The 17990-nt window shown below is 33.4% G+C and carries 19 protein-coding genes; 9 read left to right on the top strand and 10 right to left on the bottom strand.

The genetic code is table 11. From position 1 onward, the window contains the following. The first annotated feature begins 23 nt into the window (after positions 1–23). Positions 24–2603: a DNA mismatch repair protein MutS gene (gene mutS, locus C4S29_RS05555; protein WP_103913158.1), complete on the top strand. Its 2580-nt coding sequence runs from the start codon at positions 24–26 to the stop codon at positions 2601–2603. On the opposite strand, the gene C4S29_RS05550 is transcribed toward mutS, so the two are convergent. Both C4S29_RS05550 and C4S29_RS05545 read right to left on the bottom strand, forming a co-directional pair. Beyond that, on the bottom strand, positions 2604–2999 hold the full coding sequence (locus tag C4S29_RS05550; protein WP_103913157.1) for an energy transducer TonB: 396 nt from the start codon (positions 2997–2999) through the stop codon (positions 2604–2606). It abuts the gene before it with no gap. A gap of 16 nt (positions 3000–3015) precedes the next feature. After that, entirely contained in the window at positions 3016–3408 is a 393-nt protein-coding gene (locus tag C4S29_RS05545) for an energy transducer TonB (RefSeq protein ID WP_103913156.1), read from the bottom strand. A 31-nt stretch (positions 3409–3439) separates the two neighbouring features. Here C4S29_RS05545 and C4S29_RS05540 point away from each other — a divergent pair, with 31 nt between their 5' ends. Next, positions 3440–3832, top strand: coding sequence for a ribosomal maturation YjgA family protein (locus C4S29_RS05540; protein ID WP_103913429.1), 393 nt, complete (start codon positions 3440–3442; stop codon positions 3830–3832). Here the strand turns inward: C4S29_RS05540 and C4S29_RS05535 are convergent. Continuing rightward, a complete protein-coding gene (locus C4S29_RS05535; protein WP_103913155.1) occupies positions 3813–4136 on the bottom strand; it encodes a bacteriophage spanin2 family protein in 324 nt (107 codons plus the stop codon). The two genes, C4S29_RS05540 and C4S29_RS05535, sit on opposite strands and share 20 nt — an antisense overlap. Positions 4137–4190: 54 nt before the next feature. Next, entirely contained in the window at positions 4191–5411 is a 1221-nt protein-coding gene (locus C4S29_RS05530) for a BaiN/RdsA family NAD(P)/FAD-dependent oxidoreductase (RefSeq protein WP_103913154.1), read from the bottom strand. Between the two features lie 82 nt (positions 5412–5493). Here C4S29_RS05530 and C4S29_RS05525 point away from each other — a divergent pair, with 82 nt between their 5' ends. Together C4S29_RS05525 and thiL are read left to right on the top strand one after the other, a co-directional pair. Then, on the top strand, positions 5494–6030 hold the full coding sequence (locus C4S29_RS05525; protein WP_103913153.1) for an acyl-CoA thioesterase: 537 nt from the start codon (positions 5494–5496) through the stop codon (positions 6028–6030). 16 nt (positions 6031–6046) lie between these two features. Then, a complete protein-coding gene (gene thiL, locus C4S29_RS05520; protein WP_103913152.1) occupies positions 6047–7090 on the top strand; it encodes a thiamine-phosphate kinase in 1044 nt (347 codons plus the stop codon). Between the two features lie 98 nt (positions 7091–7188). Here the strand turns inward: thiL and pepT are convergent, their stop codons facing one another. From pepT to C4S29_RS05490, 6 genes are all read right to left on the bottom strand, one after another. Then, complete coding sequence (gene pepT, locus C4S29_RS05515) at positions 7189–8448, bottom strand: peptidase T (RefSeq protein WP_103913151.1); 1260 nt, start codon at positions 8446–8448, stop codon at positions 7189–7191. Between the two features lie 48 nt (positions 8449–8496). Further along, positions 8497–10008 carry a GH3 auxin-responsive promoter family protein gene (locus tag C4S29_RS05510; RefSeq protein WP_394338660.1) on the bottom strand — a complete coding sequence of 504 codons (1512 nt, stop codon included), beginning with the start codon at positions 10006–10008 and terminating at the stop codon, positions 8497–8499. A gap of 183 nt (positions 10009–10191) precedes the next feature. Further along, entirely contained in the window at positions 10192–10800 is a 609-nt protein-coding gene (locus C4S29_RS05505) for a hypothetical protein (protein WP_103913150.1), read from the bottom strand. Continuing rightward, entirely contained in the window at positions 10797–11150 is a 354-nt protein-coding gene (locus C4S29_RS05500; RefSeq protein ID WP_103913149.1) for a hypothetical protein, read from the bottom strand. The genes C4S29_RS05505 and C4S29_RS05500 overlap by 4 nt, the downstream gene beginning before the upstream one ends. A gap of 59 nt (positions 11151–11209) precedes the next feature. Continuing rightward, positions 11210–11476 (bottom strand): hypothetical protein, encoded by a 267-nt coding sequence (locus C4S29_RS05495; RefSeq protein WP_103913148.1) that lies wholly within the window; start codon positions 11474–11476, stop codon positions 11210–11212. Positions 11477–11574: 98 nt separating this feature from the next. After that, positions 11575–12462: a DUF3078 domain-containing protein gene (locus tag C4S29_RS05490; RefSeq protein WP_103913147.1), complete on the bottom strand. Its 888-nt coding sequence runs from the start codon at positions 12460–12462 to the stop codon at positions 11575–11577. A gap of 164 nt (positions 12463–12626) precedes the next feature. Here C4S29_RS05490 and C4S29_RS05485 point away from each other — a divergent pair, with 164 nt between their 5' ends. From C4S29_RS05485 to C4S29_RS05465, 5 genes are all read left to right on the top strand, one after another. Further along, positions 12627–12878, top strand: a complete 252-nt coding sequence (locus C4S29_RS05485; protein WP_103913146.1) for an addiction module protein — start codon at positions 12627–12629, stop codon at positions 12876–12878. Next, positions 12875–13168, top strand: coding sequence for a type II toxin-antitoxin system RelE/ParE family toxin (locus C4S29_RS05480; protein ID WP_103913145.1), 294 nt, complete (start codon positions 12875–12877; stop codon positions 13166–13168). The genes C4S29_RS05485 and C4S29_RS05480 overlap by 4 nt, the downstream gene beginning before the upstream one ends. A 210-nt stretch (positions 13169–13378) precedes the next feature. After that, complete coding sequence (locus C4S29_RS05475) at positions 13379–13735, top strand: hypothetical protein (RefSeq protein WP_103913144.1); 357 nt, start codon at positions 13379–13381, stop codon at positions 13733–13735. Positions 13736–13743: 8 nt separating this feature from the next. Then, entirely contained in the window at positions 13744–17118 is a 3375-nt protein-coding gene (mfd, locus tag C4S29_RS05470) for a transcription-repair coupling factor (RefSeq protein WP_103913143.1), read from the top strand. 32 nt (positions 17119–17150) lie between these two features. Then, positions 17151–17990, top strand: coding sequence for a hypothetical protein (locus C4S29_RS05465; protein ID WP_103913142.1), 840 nt, complete (start codon positions 17151–17153; stop codon positions 17988–17990).

Raw genomic sequence — 17990 nt, 5'->3', positions numbered from 1 at the left:
CCTAAAATAATTCCCAAAATTTAATGGCAAAAAAAGAAACACCTTTAATGAAGCAATATAACAGCATCAAAGGAAAATATCCTGATGCTTTGTTGCTATTTCGTGTTGGTGACTTCTACGAAACCTTTGGCGCAGATGCCATTCGCGCTTCAAAAATTCTAGGAATTACGCTCACAAAAAGAGGTTTGGGCGAAGTAAATACAGAATTGGCGGGTTTTCCGCACCATTCTATTGATACTTATTTACCAAAATTAGTTCGCGCCGGATTGCGCGTCGCAATTTGTGATCAATTAGAAGATCCAAAATCTGTGAAAGGCATCGTGAAAAGAGGCGTTACAGAACTGGTGACGCCGGGCGTAACTTTTAATGACCAGGTTTTAAATTCAAAAAAAAATAATTTTCTTCTGTCTCTTCATAAAGAAAAAGAAAAATACGGAATGGCTTTCGTAGATATTTCTACGGGCGAATTTTTGATTGCAGAAGGAAATTTAGAAAAATTATTACACCTCGTTTCCACTTTTGATCCCAGTGAAATTATTTACCAAAGAAATTCAGAAATTCCTTCTCAATTAAAAAATAAAAATTGTTTTAAACTCGAAGATTGGGCATTTCAACATTCTTATGCTTACGAAAAACTAACGGCGCATTTTAAAACAAATTCTTTAAAAGGTTTTGGTGTTGATGATTTAAAACTCGGAATTACCGCAGCCGGCGCAATTTTCGCCTATTTGGTAGAAGACACGCATCACGCTCTTTTACAGCACATTACCAAAATAAATAAAATTCCGCAGGAAGATTATTTAATGATGGACGGTTTCACTTTAAGAAATTTAGAAATCGTTTATCCCAATCACCAAGAAGGAAAAAGTCTGCTTGATATTATTGACAAAACCATCACACCGATGGGCGGAAGATTATTGCGACGTCGTTTAATTTTGCCTTTAAAATCAGTAAATGAAATCAACAGAAGATTAAATTTAATAGAATTTTTTAATAAGGAAGACCATTTAAAATTTGAAGTTTTAGACCAATTAAAATTGATTTCAGATTTGGATCGTTTAATGGGAAAACTGGCCGCAGAAAAAATTTCACCGAAAGAACTCGGTTATCTTCGGCAAAGTTTAATCAGTATTCAAAAAACACGAAAATTATTGCACCAATTTCCAGATATTTTGGCGTGGATGCAGCCTTTAAACGAGCAGAACAATTTAATTAATTATTTAGAAAATCATTTAAATCAAGAATTGCCCGTTAATTTAAACAAAGGAAATGTCATAAAATCGGGCGTTTCAGAAGAGTTGGATTATCTGCGAAGTTTACAAAGCAAAGGCAAAAATTTCTTAGACGAAATGTGCGAAAGAGAAATTTCACGCACGGGAATTTCAAGTTTAAAAATAAATTTCAACAATGTTTTTGGCTATTTTATCGAAGTTAGAAACTCACATAAAGACAAAGTTCCCGAAGAATGGATTCGAAAACAGACTTTGGTAAATGCAGAACGCTACATCACGGCGGAATTAAAAGAATACGAAGATCAAATTCTGGGCGCGGAAGAAAAAATTTCTAAATTAGAATTTTCACTGTATAGAAAGGTTTGCGAAGAAACGATGATTTACATCGACAGAATTCAGGAAAATTCAAAATTAATTGCTAAAATTGATGTTTCAATTGCTTTGTCAGAATTAGCGATTACGGAAAGTTATACCAAACCGATTTTAAACGAAAGTTTTGAAATCAATCTGAAAGAAGCGCGACATCCGATTATTGAAAATGCTTTGCCTTTAGGCGAAAAATATATTCCTAATGATGTTTTTTTAGATAAAGATTCCCAACAAATTATTATGGTCACCGGACCAAATATGGCGGGAAAATCGGCGATTCTTCGGCAAACTGCGATTATTTGTTTAATGGCGCAAATCGGAAGTTATGTTCCGGCAAAACACGCTGAAGTTGGAATTTTAGATAAAATTTTCACCAGAGTTGGCGCGACAGATAATATTTCTTCCGGCGAATCTACTTTTATGGTAGAAATGAACGAAGCCGCGAATATTTTAAATAATATTTCTGACCGAAGTTTGATACTTTTAGATGAAATCGGGCGCGGAACTTCCACTTACGACGGTGTTTCCATCGCGTGGGCGATTGCGGAATATCTGCATCAACATCCAACTAAAGCCAAAACTTTGTTTGCCACGCATTACCATGAATTAAATGAAATGACTTTAAGTTTTGAACGCATCAAAAACTTTCACGTTTCAATTCAGGAAAATAAAGGCAATATCATATTTTTAAGAAAATTAATTTCTGGTGGAAGCGAGCACAGTTTCGGAATTCACGTCGCGAAAATCGCAGGAATGCCTGCAAAAGTGGTGAATCGCGCAAGTGAAATTTTAAAAACTTTGGAAGAATCTCGCAGCAGCAAGGGAAATTCTGAAAAAATAAAGCGCGTAACGGAAGAAAATTTGCAACTCTCTTTTTTCCAATTAGATGATCCAGTTTTAGAAAATATCCGTGAAGAATTGACGAAAATGGATATTAATACATTAACGCCGATTGAGGCGCTGATGAAGTTGAATTCTATTAAAAAAATGATTGGGAAATGATTAGTTAAAATTGATGTTTAATGGAACTCTGTAACGAGAGCAAACTTTTTGACCATTTATTTCAGCGGGAATCCATTTGTCTTTAATTTTACTAACTGCTCTTATTGCTTCTTTATTAAAATCTTCATCATTCCCTTTCGCTTTAATATTCGAAATTGTTCCATCTCTTTCAACTATAAATGTAATTTCGCAAAAAATATTTTTATGAGAATTAATTTTTCTCATTCTGAAATTATCCGAAATCATTTTTCGAAAGACTTCTGTTCCTTTGGGAAATATTGATGGTTTATCATTTAATATTTTCTCATTATTAGAGTCTTTAGCAACTGCGTTTTGGGTTTGCGAAAAGGCAAATCCGGAAATTAATAATAGAATTAAAAAAATAAATTTCTTCATAAAATATTATTAAAGTTTAATTAAAATCCATTGTTAAAGGAAGTCGATATCGACTACGAACTTTTTCGCCATTTACTATTGCTGGTTTCCAAATATCTTTAATCTTTGAAACAGCACTCTTCGCCTCTTTATTAAATGATCTATTTTTGCCAACCGCCTTAATAAATGAGATTTCACCTTCCCTATCGACTATAAATGTAATTACTGTTCGGCTTATTCCGGACCCCTTAACTTTATCTACATTAAAATTATGTGCAATCTTTGCCCTTAAAGCATTTATTCCACCCGGAAATTCAGAAGCCTGATCAACTTTGTCATTAAATTCAGATTCTGCTTTGATCGATTCTTTAACTTGCGAAAAAGCAAATCCAGAAATTAATAATAGAATAAAAAAGATAAATTTCTTCATAAATTGTTATTTTAGCAAAGATAAATTAAAAATGAAATTCAACCTCAAATATTTCCTTCTCACCATTTTAATCTTCATTGCTGAAGTTTTAATTGCAACTACCTATAAAAATATTGTTTTTCTGAGATCTTATTTCGGTGATGTTTTGGTGGTGATTTTAATCTATACTTTTATTTTAAGTATCTTTAAACTTCAAAAAAGCAGATTAATTTTCTGGATTTTTATATTTTCCTGCGTGGTAGAGTTTCTACAATATTTTCATTTCGCAGAACTTTTAGGCTTGGGGAAAAATCAATTAGCATTAATTGTTTTAGGAAATTCTTTCAGTTGGATTGATATTGCTTGTTATGCAATTGGTTGTGTATCTATTTGGTTATTAGATGTTAAACTAAAAAACATGTTTATTAAATCGGCACAAAAATAACTGCTGCAATCGCCGCAACCGCAATACCAACAGAAGCCAAAATATCTAATTTTTTCACTTGCCGAATATTGCTTTTTTCTATTTCTACAGATTCGCCTTTTCGTGTTTTGCCATAGATTTTGGTATCATCTATTTTTAAAACTTTCATAGAAACTATTTTTGCATCTTGGGTTTGGATGGTATATTTCTGATAAAGATCAAAACTATTGTCTTTCAATGGTTTTTGTTGCGAAACTACAAGCGTTTGGCAAGAGGTTAAAAAAAGCATCAGAACTAAAGCGAATAAAGGAAATAATTTTTTCATTTTATTTTTTATCAAATATAAAAGTTTTTAAAATGGCGTGCAATTGTTTCTCTTTTAAAATTTTTGATTTAAAGATTCTGCAATAATCCACGCTTCGCTCCAACACGCTTGAAAATTAAAACCGCCCGTTACGGCATCAATATTCAAAACTTCGCCCGCCAAATAAAAGTTTTTGTGCTTTTTGCTTTCCATGGTTTTAAAATTAATTTCCTTTAAATATACGCCGCCTGCAGTTACAAATTCATCTTTGTAAGTCGATTTGCCAGTCACTTTCATTGTTCTTCCACAAAGATTTTGAATTAGATTTTGAACCTCAACTTTACTGATTTGCGAAATGTTTTTATCTAAATTTATTTTGCTCAACCACAAAACCCGATGCCAAAAACGGGTTGTAATTTCAAATATTTTCGATGTTCCGATGGCTTTTTTGGGATTATTTTCTTTAAAATTTTTAAAAACATTTTCGGCAGTTTCTTCATCTATTCCTAAAAAATTAACGCAAATTTCAAACTGATATTTTAATTTTGCTAACTCAAGTGCTTTCCAAGCAGATATTTTTAAAATTGCGGGTCCAGAAAGTCCCCAATGTGTAATCAACATCGGTCCCGATTCTTCCATTTTTAAAGCAGGAATAGAGACTTCTGCGTTTAAAAATGAAGTTCCCATTAAATCTTTCAGCGCCTCATCTTTAATATTAAAAGTAAAAAGTGACGGAACTGGCGGAATAATTTTAAAATTAAGTTCTTCTAAAATTTTCAAAGATTTTGGCGCACTTCCCGAGGTAAAAACCAGAAAATCAGCCTTAAATTCGTTAGTTTTTGTTTTAATTAAAAACTGTTCATTTTCAAAAATAATTTTCTGAACACTTTGCTGGGTTTTTACTTCAAATTTTTTATTTTGAATTTCATTGATGAAACAATTGATGATGCTTGAAGAAGAATTACTCATCGGAAAAATGCGATTATCTTCTTCAATTTTGAGTTCCACATTTTTATTTTGAAGCCATTCCATCATATCTCCTGGCTGAAACCTGCTGAAAACACTTCGCAATTCTTTATTCCCACGTGGATAAAAACCAACCAATTCTTGCGGATCGAAACACGCGTGCGACACGTTGCATCTGCCGCCTCCAGAAATTTTTACTTTTTGTAAAACGTCAGAATTTTGTTCTAAAATAAGAACTTCAAATTTTTCTTCATCTAAATTGGCGGCACAAAAAAAACCTGCCGCACCACCGCCAATAATTATTACTTTCTTTCTCGATCGTTCTTGCATTTCTAAAAATTATTTCGTTAAAATTACAATTTTTCTACGCCACTCGAAATGCGTAAATTTGGGCTAAAATTTAATTAAAATTATGTCTATTTTTCATTATAAATTCGAGGTTCGCTGGAGCGATATTGATGCGAACCGACACCTCGCCAATTCCAGTTATGTAGAATATTGCGCCCAAACCAGAATGGCTTTTATGAACCAACAAAAGATTGGTTTAGTGCAACTTTCACGTTGGGGCATTGGGCCGGTAATTCTGCATGAACGTTATTCTTTTTTTAAGGAAATTTTCGCAGACCAAACGGTGTTTGTGAGTTTAGAAGTTTCTGGCTCTTCCGAAGACGCAAGTATTTACCAATTTCTACATAAATTTTATTTACCAGACGGAACACATTGCGCCACCGCCGAAGCCACTGGTGTTTGGATAGATACAATGCTGCGAAAGGCGACCACACCACCCGATGATATTTTAGAAGTAATGGATGCTTTCAAAGATGAAAATTGCAAAATTTTAACCAAAGAAGATTTAAGAAATTTACCGTTTAAACCAGAAAACGTGGAAGCGTTTCATAAAAGAAACACTTTCACTTGGCGAAAAAACAAAGAAGTAGATTCTGAATAATTAAAAATAAAGAAAAATGTTAGAAGACCAATCAACACAATTAACGCCGATTTCGAAATATGGAGAATTTGGCCTCATAAAACATCTTACCGAAAATTTTAGTTTTAAAAATGAATCTACCGAAATTTCTGTTGGAGACGATGCTGCGGTGATTAACCCTGATGGTAAAAAAGTAGTGATTTCTACCGATACTTTGGCAGAAGGTGTTCATTTTAATTTAGGATATGTGCCGCTGAAACATTTGGGTTACAAAGCAGTTGTTGTAAATTTAAGTGATATTGCTGCGATGAACGCCGTTCCCACGCAGATTTTAGTTTCATTAGCTGTTTCCAATCGTTTTCCTGTAGAGGCTTTAGAAGAAATTTATTTGGGCATTTCTTTGGCGTGCAAAAAATATAAAGTAGATTTAGTCGGCGGCGATACCACAAGTTCGCAAGCGGGCTTGGTGCTTACAATTACTGCAATTGGTCTGGAAAATTCAGAAAATATTGTGCAAAGAAATGGAGCCAAAGCCAATGATTTACTAGTTGTAACGGGTGATTTAGGCGGCGCATACACTGGCTTGCAAATTTTAGAAAGAGAACATGCCGTTTTTCTTGCTGATCCAAATATGCAGCCAGAAATGGAAGGTTATGATTATATTTTGGAACGCCAATTAAAACCTGAAGCCAGAACAGACATCAAGACAATTTTAGAAGATTTAGATATTAAACCGACTTCTATGATTGATATTTCTGATGGTTTAGCGTCTGAAATTTTACATTTATCAGAAAAAAGCCAAGTGGGATTTCATGTGTATGAAAATAAATTACCGCTCGATCCTTTAACGATTACAACTGCTAATGAACTTAATCTGAACCCAACAATGTGCGCTTTAAACGGCGGTGAAGATTACGAATTATTGTTCACAATCTCTCCTGCAGATTTTGAAAAAATTAAAAATAATCCAGATTTCTCAATTATTGGTCACGCTGTAGATTTAGAGCAAGGTAACTTTTTGGTCGCTAGCGGAAGCAATGAATTGGTTGCTTTAACAGCACAAGGTTGGAAGGCGTTTTAAAATAATTTTTTTAAAACTTTGACAAAAGTTTTTTCAATCAAACCTTCAAGGTTTTAAAAACCTTGAAGGTTTAATATTATTTCAGACTAGATAAAAAATTAATTCTGCTTTTTCTTCGCCTGCGCAATATTTAAAATCACTTTCACCGCTTTCACCATACTTTCTACAGAAACAAATTCGTATGGTCCGTGAAAATTAAGGCCGCCTGCAAAAATATTTGGACAAGGTAATCCCATATAAGACAATTGTGCACCGTCGGTTCCGCCGCGAATGGCTTTAATTAAAGGTTTAATTTCTGCATCTTTCATCGCCTGTTCCGCAATATCAACAATGTGCATTTTACCTTCAAATTGCTGTTTCATGTTTCTGTATTGTTCTTTAATCTCAATTTCAGCGGTATTCTCTCCGTATTTTTGATTAAATTCTTTTACTTTTTCAGCAATTAATGTTTTACGATTTTCAAATTTATCAGCATCGTGATCTCGAATAATGTATTGAATTTTAGCTTCCGAAACATCAGATTTTAAATCTGTTAAATGGAAAAATCCGTCAAAACCTTTTGTGGTTGCAGGCGTTTCATTTTCAGGAAGCATTTGAACAAATTCTGCCGCCAAAAGACTTGCATTTACCATTTTACCAAAAGCATAACCGGGATGAACACTCAATCCGTGAATATTTACGACCGCTTGTGCAGCATTGAAATTTTCAAATTCTAACTCGCCCACTTCGCTTCCATCCATTGTGTAAGCCCATTCTGCGCCAAATTTTTTCACATCAAATTTATGTGCGCCACGCCCAATTTCTTCATCTGGTGTAAAACCAATAGCAATTCTGCTTCTTTTAATTTCGGGATGTGCTAATAAAAATTCTGCTGCGGTTACAATTTCTGCTAAACCCGCTTTGTCATCTGCACCTAAAAGTGTTGTTCCGTCGGTTGTGATTAAAGTTTCGCCGATGTATTGTTTCAAAATCGGAAATTTTTCGGGCGATAAAGTAAAATTTGTATTCTTATTTAAAACTAAATTTCCACCCTCATAATTTGTCCAAATTTGTGGGTTCACATTTTCCCCACTAAAATCTGGAGAAGTGTCGTAATGCGCTATAAAACCAACAGTTGGCTCGTCATCATTTTCTAAATTTGATGGCACATAAGCATAAATGTATCCGTTTTCATCCAAAGAAACATCTTCTAAACCTAAGTCTTTCAATTCTTTAAAAATATAGTTTGCAATCTCCCACTGCCTTTCTGTGGAAGGCGTGCTCTCACTTTCTGGGTCGCTTGTAGAAAATATTTTTACATAATTTAGAAATCTGGTTTGAAGTTTTTCTTGCCATTCGGCGCTGAAATTTGGAGTCATATTTTAGAAATTAATTTTAATAATTTTATCTTATTTACAAATTTAAGGTTAATTTTTCGCTTTTAATTTTTCCAAAAAGTCTGCAATTTTTCTATCATTTGCCAAACGCGGAATTTTATTTTGCCCGCCTAATTTGCCTTCAGATTTTGCGTAATCTTGGAAGGCGTTTTTATTTAATTTAATGATTTTCAGAGGTTGCAAAATATTACCAGAAATTAAATCGTCGTAATAAGAATTGCGTTTTCGCATTTCTTCGTCTAAAGTTTTTTTAAATAATTCGGGGTTTTCTGGTTCTTTTTCAAATTCTACAAACCATTCGTGAAACGGCAACTCACCGTTTTTTGGCGTGACTTGTGGTGCTAAATGAAACTCTGTAATCTGCGCAGAATGTTTTTCCACCGTTGCTTTCATCGCTTCTTCTACTTCAAACGCAATCACATGTTCACCAAAAGCAGAAGTGTAATGTTTGGTTCTGCCGCTCACTAAAATACGATACGGATTTTTTGAAATAAATCTTACCACATCACCAATAGAATATGCCCACAAACCAGAATTTGTACTTAAAATTAAAGCATAATCTTTATTAAGTTCAATGTCTTTTAAAGTCAATCTGGGTGCATCTTTTTTGCCGTAAAATTCTAAAGGAATAAATTCGTAAAAAATCCCGTGATTGGTTTGGAGCAATAAACCATCTTTTTTAAAGTCGTCTTGGAAGGCGAAAAAACCTTCACTTGCGGGAAATGTTTGTAAAATATCTACTTTTCCACCGAGAAGATTTTCCATTTTTTCGCGGTAAGGTTCATAATTGACGCCGCCGGTAATGATTAGTTGTAAATTAGGAAAAAGTTGAGTAATTTTTTTACCGTTTCTTTCTATTAATTTTTCAAAATACATAATGAGCCACGGCGGAATTCCCGAAATTAAAGTCATATTTTCTTTTTCGGTTTCCTTTACTATTTCATCAACTTTAGTTTCCCAATCTTCAATTTCATTGGTTTTAAATGTTGGAAGGCGGTTTTTCTGCAAATAATTTGGAATATGATGTGCCACAATTCCCGAAAGTCTGCCAGTTTTTATACCGAATTTTTCTTCTAATTTTGGGCTTCCTTGCAAGAAAATCATTTTTCCGTTTACAAAATCTGCATTATTTTTTTGAGCGATATAATGAAAGAGCATACTTTTCGCCGCGCCAGTTTGATACGGCATTCCTTCTTTTGAAATCGGGATATATTTGCTGCCAGAAGTGGTACCAGAAGTTTTTGCAAAATATTCCGGATTTCCCGTCCACAAAATATTGGCTTGTCCTTTTTTAATTCTTTCTATGTAAGGTTTTAAATCTTCGTAATCTGCGATTGGAACTTGGTTTTGAAAATCTTGAATGTTTTTTATATTTTCAAATTGGTGTTCTCGCCCGAAAAGTGTTTTTTCTGCGGTTTTTATTAAATTTAAAAGCAATTTTTCTTGGTTTTCAACAGCATTTAATTTAAAATCTTGCGATTTTTTTACTTGGTTTTTTGCCCAAATTATTGCTAAATATTTTTTAATACTTTCACCTATCATTATACAAAAATACGGTGTTTAGATTAAAATATTTTAATATTTGAGAAACAAAATTATTTTGTTTTGATAAAAATTTTGTTTGATGCGATACTTTGCAGCCCGTGCTGAGTGGAGCTCTTTTTGTGAGGAGGAACGACGAGCAAAAAAGCGGGAACGGAGCGCGGAAATGCTGCCCAAAATTTTTTAAAAATTAAACCGATAACCCAAAATAAGAGAGCCAAAATAGGCGCGTGAGAAAAACCTTTGGATTTCTGGGTTTTCATTAATGATTTTAGCATTATAAAAATTAAATTTTCCACCAATAAAAGCCTGTTGCTTGCCTTCTGGATCTAAATTGTAAACCAAGTTTGAGCCAAAATTGAACCCTGTATTTCCTTGAGAATAATTTTTTGAAGTGTAAATAAAACTACTGTTTACGCGATAAACGCTAACGCCTGCAAATTCTTCTACTAAAAAATCTTCGCCTAATTTGTTTTGATGAAAAAGATCAATCTCATAAAGATTCATTTGCGGTGCAGACAAACTTCCATAAATATTAGTTTGATCATATTTCCCAGTCGCTTTTAGAAAATAATAGTTAAAGCTTAAACCAAAATCCTTGACATTGGTGAGAAAATTTAAGCCAAAACCAAATCCCACCAAAGGTTGCAATGTTTTGTTATAAAAATTATTGCCAAAAGATTTCATAATTAAAACTTTGGCGTCTAAAGAGCCATAAATTTTAAATTCTTTCTTCTTTTGACTGAAAAAAGTTAATGGAAAAAAAATTAGAAATAAATAGAAATTTTTCATTTAACTAATTTTAATTCTAATGCGTTCTCATAATTAGCACCTTTGGGAAACTCGATAGACAAAGAATCTTCGGTTATTTTTAAGTCACTTCTACCAGTAAAAGATTTAATTTTAAAGTTGGATTTTAAAGAAAAATCTTCACCAGGAATTGGTCCGGAAAGTGTAAAAGTCTTATCTGAATTTAAAATTGTTTCAGAAATAATAATGTTCTTACTTTCAAGCTGAATTTTAACATTTGTGGCGGGAAGATTTGTAAGCACTTTACCTTCTACGTACGCGCGCGATTGCTCTTCGCCAGTTGTTGTGCAAGAGACTACTACAATGAGTAAAATTAAATATAAAATCTTCATCAGCGACAAATTTAAAGAAAAAACCTTACGTTTTTGGCGTAAGGTTTAATATTCAGTTTTTATTTTTTGTATCTCTTGTCTGGCGTTCCATCTTTTTTTAGATGTTTTGCATTTTTATAGCGTTTATCTGGCGTTCCGTCTTTTTTCAATTTTACTCCAGCCGTTGTTGCTGGCCTTGCTGGCTTCGCTTTTTTGGCAGATTTGGCGGATTTTGCAGGTGTTTTTGCAGCCGTAGTTTGCTTTTTAGAAGCAGACGGCGTTGTTTGTTGCGCACTTGCGAATCCTATAGCTAAAACAAGAGAAAGTGCGGTTAATAATTTTTTCATTTTTAAAAAAATTTATTGGTTAATTGTAAAGTAAAGTTAAAATAAAAAACAACTCAAAATATTGGTTTTCAAACTTTAACAAATTTTATAATTACAATTTATTGAATTTTGTTCTTTGAGCGTTTTATGCCATTGTCAATATTATATGCTATGCCAATTCCCAAAGTTTGTTTCACTTGTGTTTTTTGGATTTGGTTATGGTCATACATCACATCCACAGTAACTACAGAAGAAATATATTTATTAATTTTCATATTAAGAATGCCGCCATAAGATAAAACTAATCGATCTGGATGGTCTAAATAATTCGAGAAAACAGATACGTTGTTTATCAAACTAATATTTTCCATTAATTTTAATTTATATTGAGCTGTTCCCAAAAATCCAAACTGAAAAAGCGAAGAATCGCCATTGTTTTTTAGTCCATAATTTCCTGCCTGTTGCAAATCTTTATCTAAAACGAAAGTCCATCTCGCATTTGCTGGGCGAAGTGAAACGGTTAAATTTTCATTTGGTTTGTAAGTAAAGCCAACGCCAAAATTCACATAACCGGGTGCCATAAAATTTGAAATTTTTGCGGCTGCAGGATCATTTCCGTTTTCATAGCCGGCGGCAAATTGCGTTTTCAAACTTGCGCCCACGGAATAATACCAATTACTTTCTGCAATTTTTCTTCCGTAATTTGTAGAAAGATCAATCACGTCTTGCGTTTTGCGCGTTCCGATGCCTTTTGTATTATTTTGTCCGTAGCCAAGATTGATGATGTTTTCCCAAAGATCTTTGTCTTTTTCGTAGGTTAAATTATAATTTGCGCCTACAATCCAGCCGACGTTATTTGCGCCGCCGCCAATCCAATTAGAAAATGCGGCTTGGTTGAGCATTAAAGTATTTTGCCCTTGAATGGACCACGCAGAATCTTTTGGTTTTTCTTGTGAGAAAGCAGTAATTCCTACAAAAAGTAGGAAAAGAGCGATAATTTTTTTCATTTTTTTGATGTTTTTTTTTGCAAAGGAAAGTATTTTTTGAAAAATATCAAAAAAGTGGGCTACTTGGCATTTAAAGGTTTTTTAAATTTAATTGATTAATTTAGCATTACTATTTGAAAGAATTTTTTTCATTTAAAATAGTATTAAAATAAAATAAGTTTGCTATGATTTCTTACAGCGTTCAAATACCCGACGAAAAACAATCTTTTTTTCAAGAATTTTTAGATGTTATTGGCGCGGATTATAAAAAAGAAAATTCAGTTTCTGAAAAGGAAAAAAGCCAAGAAAATGTTGAAATACCAGAATGGCATAACAAAATTGTAGAAGAACGTTTGGCAGATTACCGCGAAAATCCGAAAAATAATATGAATTTTGATGATTTGCTAAAAGATTTAAGAAAAAAATATAGTTTATGACTTTTGTCTTTGAAAACAGACCGAGAGTTGAGGATGATATTTTAGAAGCGCTGGATTATTATTTTCTCATAAATCCTAAATTAGCAGAAGATTTTTTAAACAGATTAGAAGAAGCAAAACTAACAATTCTAAACTCTCCAGAAGGTTTTGAGACAAAATATAAATCCGCGAAAACAATTTTACAAAAACAATTTCCCTATCATATTTATTATTTAATTGAAGAAAACAAAATTGTTATTCTTGCTGTTTTACATGCTGAAAGTAGCGAAGAGAAAATCGGTAAAATTTAATGTTTAACTCTTTCGTGAAGACACTTTTCGCAGCAAGATGAAGTAATTAGGAAATTTTACTTAAAAAGAAGAACCTTAAAATATTTCGTAAATTTGCACTTCACAAACGATCTCGGGGAAATCCCGAAATCGTTTTTTGCCGTTTTCGGTTTTAATGAAAACGGCTTATTTACAAATTAGAAACAAATTTTAATAAAGTATTGTTGAAAAATGAAAAATAAAAATAGAGACCTATTTCTAATGGCAATTGTACTGTTGATAGTAGTTCTATATAAATTTGTTTTTTCTTCAAAAAACAATGATGGCTTTTTAAATGATGTGGAAGGGAGAGAAATAAAATCAATAGTTATTAAAAAATATATTAATCATGACAATCATGGTATTCCGTTTATTGTTTATAGAAAAATGGACGGTAAAACAGACAGTCTCATAGTATATGAAGATTGGTGGAATAAAATTTCTATCGGCGATTCAATTTTAAAGCCGAAAGAATCTTTAGAATTAGTTATAAAAAAGTCTGAGAAAATTGAAAAGTTTAATTATAAAGATAAATTTGGTTTAGAATAAAATAAAAAATGCAGTTAAAGTCCATACAGGAAAGCCTTCTTCCACATTTATTGAAAAATAATTTTGCGGCAGAACTATTCAAAAATCTAGATAAAAAGAAACTTTCTGTGAAAGGTTTTGCGGGTTCGGCGCATTCGCTTTTCACGGCAGAATTGTTTTTAACCCAGAAAAAAAATATTTTCTTTTTGGTTGATGATAAAGAAGAAGCGCTTTATATCACGACGGAATTGGAAGAACTTTTGGGCAAAGAAAATGTGCTTTATTTTCCGCAAACGCATCTTGAACCTTACCAAATCGAGAAAACGCAAAACGCCAATTTGGTTTTAAGAACGGAAGTTTTAAATAAAATTTTAACAGAAAAATCGCCGAAAGTGATTATTTCGCCGGTGTTGGCAATTGCCGAGAAAGTCATTAAAAAAGAAGATTTTTCCGCGATTTCCCACACTTTAAAAGTGGGCGACAAACTGGATTTTGATTTTGTAGATGAACTGTTGAATCATTACCAATTTCAGCCGACAGATTTTGTTTCAGAACCAGGCGAATTTTCCGTGCGTGGCGGAATTGTTGATGTTTTTTCCTTTTCTAATGAACAACCTTTTCGCATTACTTTTTTTGGAAATGAAATCGAAAGCATCAAAAAATTTGATATTGAGACGCAACTTTCCAAGGATAAAGTAGAAGGTTTTCAGTTGGTTTCAAATATGAGCGCGTCCACTTCTACAACGAAGGTTTCAGTTTTAAATTTGCTGCCCAAAGATTCTTTTATTTTGTCTAAAAATCTGGAATTTGGCGCTTTAAAAATCAAAGATTTTTATAAAAAATCAGAAGAAAAATTTGAAAATTTAAATAAAGACATCAAACATCAAAAACCTTCGGAACTGTTTATTTCGCCGGAAGAATTTTCAAAATCTTTGGAACAGTTTCATCAAATCGATTTTATTTCAATAACGAATTCTCTTTTCACGAAAGATTTTTTTAGTATCGAGTTTCAGCAAACATCGCAGCCGGCGTTCAATAAAAACTTTGAATTATTAACTGAAAATTTAGAGGAAAAATTAGCCGATAAATATGATATTTGGATTTCCTTTTCTGGTGAAAAGCAAAAAGACCGTTTGGAATCTATTTTTCAGTCTTTGGAAAAAAATGTGCCTTTTAAAAGTTTTAAATCTGAATTGCACGAAGGTTTTGTAGACGATGCGCACAAACTTTTGATTTACACCGACCATCAGATCTTTGACCGATACCAAAGATTTCAGGCAAAAAATAATTTTGCCAAAAGCGAACAATTAACCTTAAAAGATTTAATGTCTTTAAAAGTCGGCGATTATATTACACATATCGATCACGGCGTGGGAAAATTTATGGGTTTGGTGAAAGTGAACAACAACGGAAAAGTTCAGGAATGTTTTAAATTAACTTATAAAAACGGCGATTTGCTTTATGTAAGCATTCATTCTTTGCACAAAATTTCAAAATACAACGGACCAGAAGGTCGGGAAATTGTGCTTTCAAAACTTGGTTCGCCGGCGTGGAAATCTTTAAAACAAAAAACAAAAGCAAAAGTTAAACAGATTGCTTTTGATTTAATTAAATTATATGCACAACGGAAATCTGCGAAAGGATTTGCTTATGCGCCAGACACTTACCTCCAAAATGAACTCGAAGCCAGTTTTCTTTATGAAGATACACCGGATCAGGAAAAAGCGACTTTCGATGTGAAAACCGACATGGAAAAAGAAACCATTATGGACCGTTTAATTTGTGGCGATGTGGGTTTTGGTAAAACAGAGATTGCAATCCGCGCGGCTTTTAAAGCGGCGACCGACGGAAAACAAGTGGCGATTTTGGTTCCGACTACGATTTTGGCTTTTCAACATTACCGAAGTTTTAAAGAAAGACTGAAAGATTTCCCGGTGACGATTTCTTACTTGAACCGCTTCCGTTCTGCGAAACAAAAAGCAGAAACTTTAGCAGGCTTGAAAGACGGAAAAATTGACATCGTCATCGGAACACATCAATTGGCGGGAAGTGCGGTGAAATTTAAAGATTTAGGTTTATTAATTATTGATGAAGAGCATAAATTTGGTGTGGCTGTAAAAGACAAATTAAAAAATTTAAAAACTTCCATTGATACTTTAACCTTAACCGCAACTCCAATTCCGCGGACTTTGCAGTTTTCGTTAATGGCTGCCCGAGATCTTTCGGTGATAAAAACGCCTCCGCCAAACAGACAGCCGGTGGAAACGCAAACGATTGGTTTTTCGGAAGAAATAATTCGAGATGCGGTTTCTTATGAAATTCAGCGAGACGGACAGGTTTATTTTATTAATAACAGAATTGAAAATTTAAAAGATATTGCAGGTTTAATCCAGCGTTTAGTGCCTGATGCAAAGGTGATTACGGGTCACGGGCAAATGGATGGAAAACAACTGGAACGCAATGTTTTGGATTTTATGGAAGGGAAATATGACGTTTTGGTTTCTACCACCATTATTGAATCTGGCGTTGATGTTCCGAATGCAAACACGATTTTCATTAATGATGCACAACGTTTTGGAATGGCAGATTTGCACCAAATGCGCGGAAGAGTTGGGCGAAGCAACAGAAAAGCCTTTTGCTATTTGATCACGCCGCCGTTTGATATGATTACTTCTGACGCGCGAAAACGTTTGGAAGCCATCGAGCAATTTTCAGATTTGGGAAGTGGTTTTCAAATTGCGATGAAAGATTTGGAAATTCGTGGCGCAGGAGATTTGTTGGGTGGCGAGCAAAGCGGTTTCATCAATGAAATGGGTTTTGAAACCTATCAAAAAATAATGCAGGAAGCGCTCGAAGAACTACAAAATGATGAAGATTTTGAAGATTTATTTGAAAATGAAGACGACAGAAAAAAATTGTTTAAATCAACAAAAGATGTTAATATTGACACCGATTTAGAATTGATGTTGCCCGATTATTATGTGAGTTCTGTGGAAGAGCGTTTGGCTTTATACCAACAATTAGCAGAAATCCCCAACCAAACGGAAATGCAGGTTTTTGAGAAAAATTTAATTGATCGGTTTGGAAAATTGCCTTCAGAAGCGGTTAATTTATTAAAATCTGTTGAGTTAAAATGGATTGCAGAAGAGATTGGTTTTGATAAAATCGTGGTAAAAAATGGTGTGTTTCTGGGTTATTTTCCATCAAATCCGCAGGATAAATTTTACCAAAGTGACAGGTTTAAAAATATCATTAATTATTTAAGCAGAAATCAGCATGAGGCAAAATTGAAGGAAAAACATTCAACGGAAGGCAATCAACTGATGATGCGGAAGGAAAATGTGCAAAATATATATGAAGTAAATGCGTTACTTGAAAGGATTCTGTATTCTAGTTTAAATTAAAAATTTTCAATTACTTTTGTAAAAATTTTTTGATGAAAAAATTAATCTCATTTTTTACCCTTTTTGCGGTACTTTTCGTTTATAATTCTTGCTCGCCCAATGCAGATAGAGATGGCGATTTGCTTTTTGGCGTACAAACACCCGTAGATTCTGGGACGACAAATCCGTCTGGCACAATCATAAAAAAAGTAACAACAAAAGACCAAAATGGCGTACCATCAATCATTAGTTATACTTACACGAGTAATCAATTGACCTCTGTTTCTTTCGGTGGAATTCAAAATTTTGATTTGACTTACACCAACGGAAAAATTACAAAAATCGCCTCTACTACAAATATTGGCAGTATTACTTCTGTTACTAATTATAAACTCAATTACACTGGTAATCAACTCACTAGCGTAGATGAAAGCCAAGATATTGGAACTGGCGTTACACAAAATTCAACTTCTGTGATTAGCTATATTAACGGAAAAGTTTCAAAAATACGTCGTGGTAATTTTGATTTTCAAACACCGCCACAAGAACAATCTTATTCTAGTTATGATTTCACTTGGAATGGCAATAATTTAAGCACAGTAACAAATACTTCGGCCATCGTAGCGGTTCCTGTGCCGCCAACATCGCAAACTTTCACTTATAGCAGCTACGATTCTAAAAAAAATCCGTTCAATACTTTGCCAATAGAATTTAATATTGCTACTATTTTTTCATTTAATGCTTCTCTTGCATTACAAGGATTTAGCGCAAATAATCCAACAAAAATTACTTCGGGAACTGATAGCGGAACCTTCACTTACACTTATAATTCAGATGGATTCCCAACTTCGGTAACTGAAAATGGGCAAACTTCAACTTACGAATATTATTAA

This window comes from Halpernia humi (assembly GCF_900108025.1).
Lineage (GTDB): Bacteria > Bacteroidota > Bacteroidia > Flavobacteriales > Weeksellaceae > Halpernia > Halpernia humi.
The sequence above is the reverse complement of the archived record's forward strand: the minus strand, read 5'-3'. Positions and strand labels throughout refer to the sequence as shown.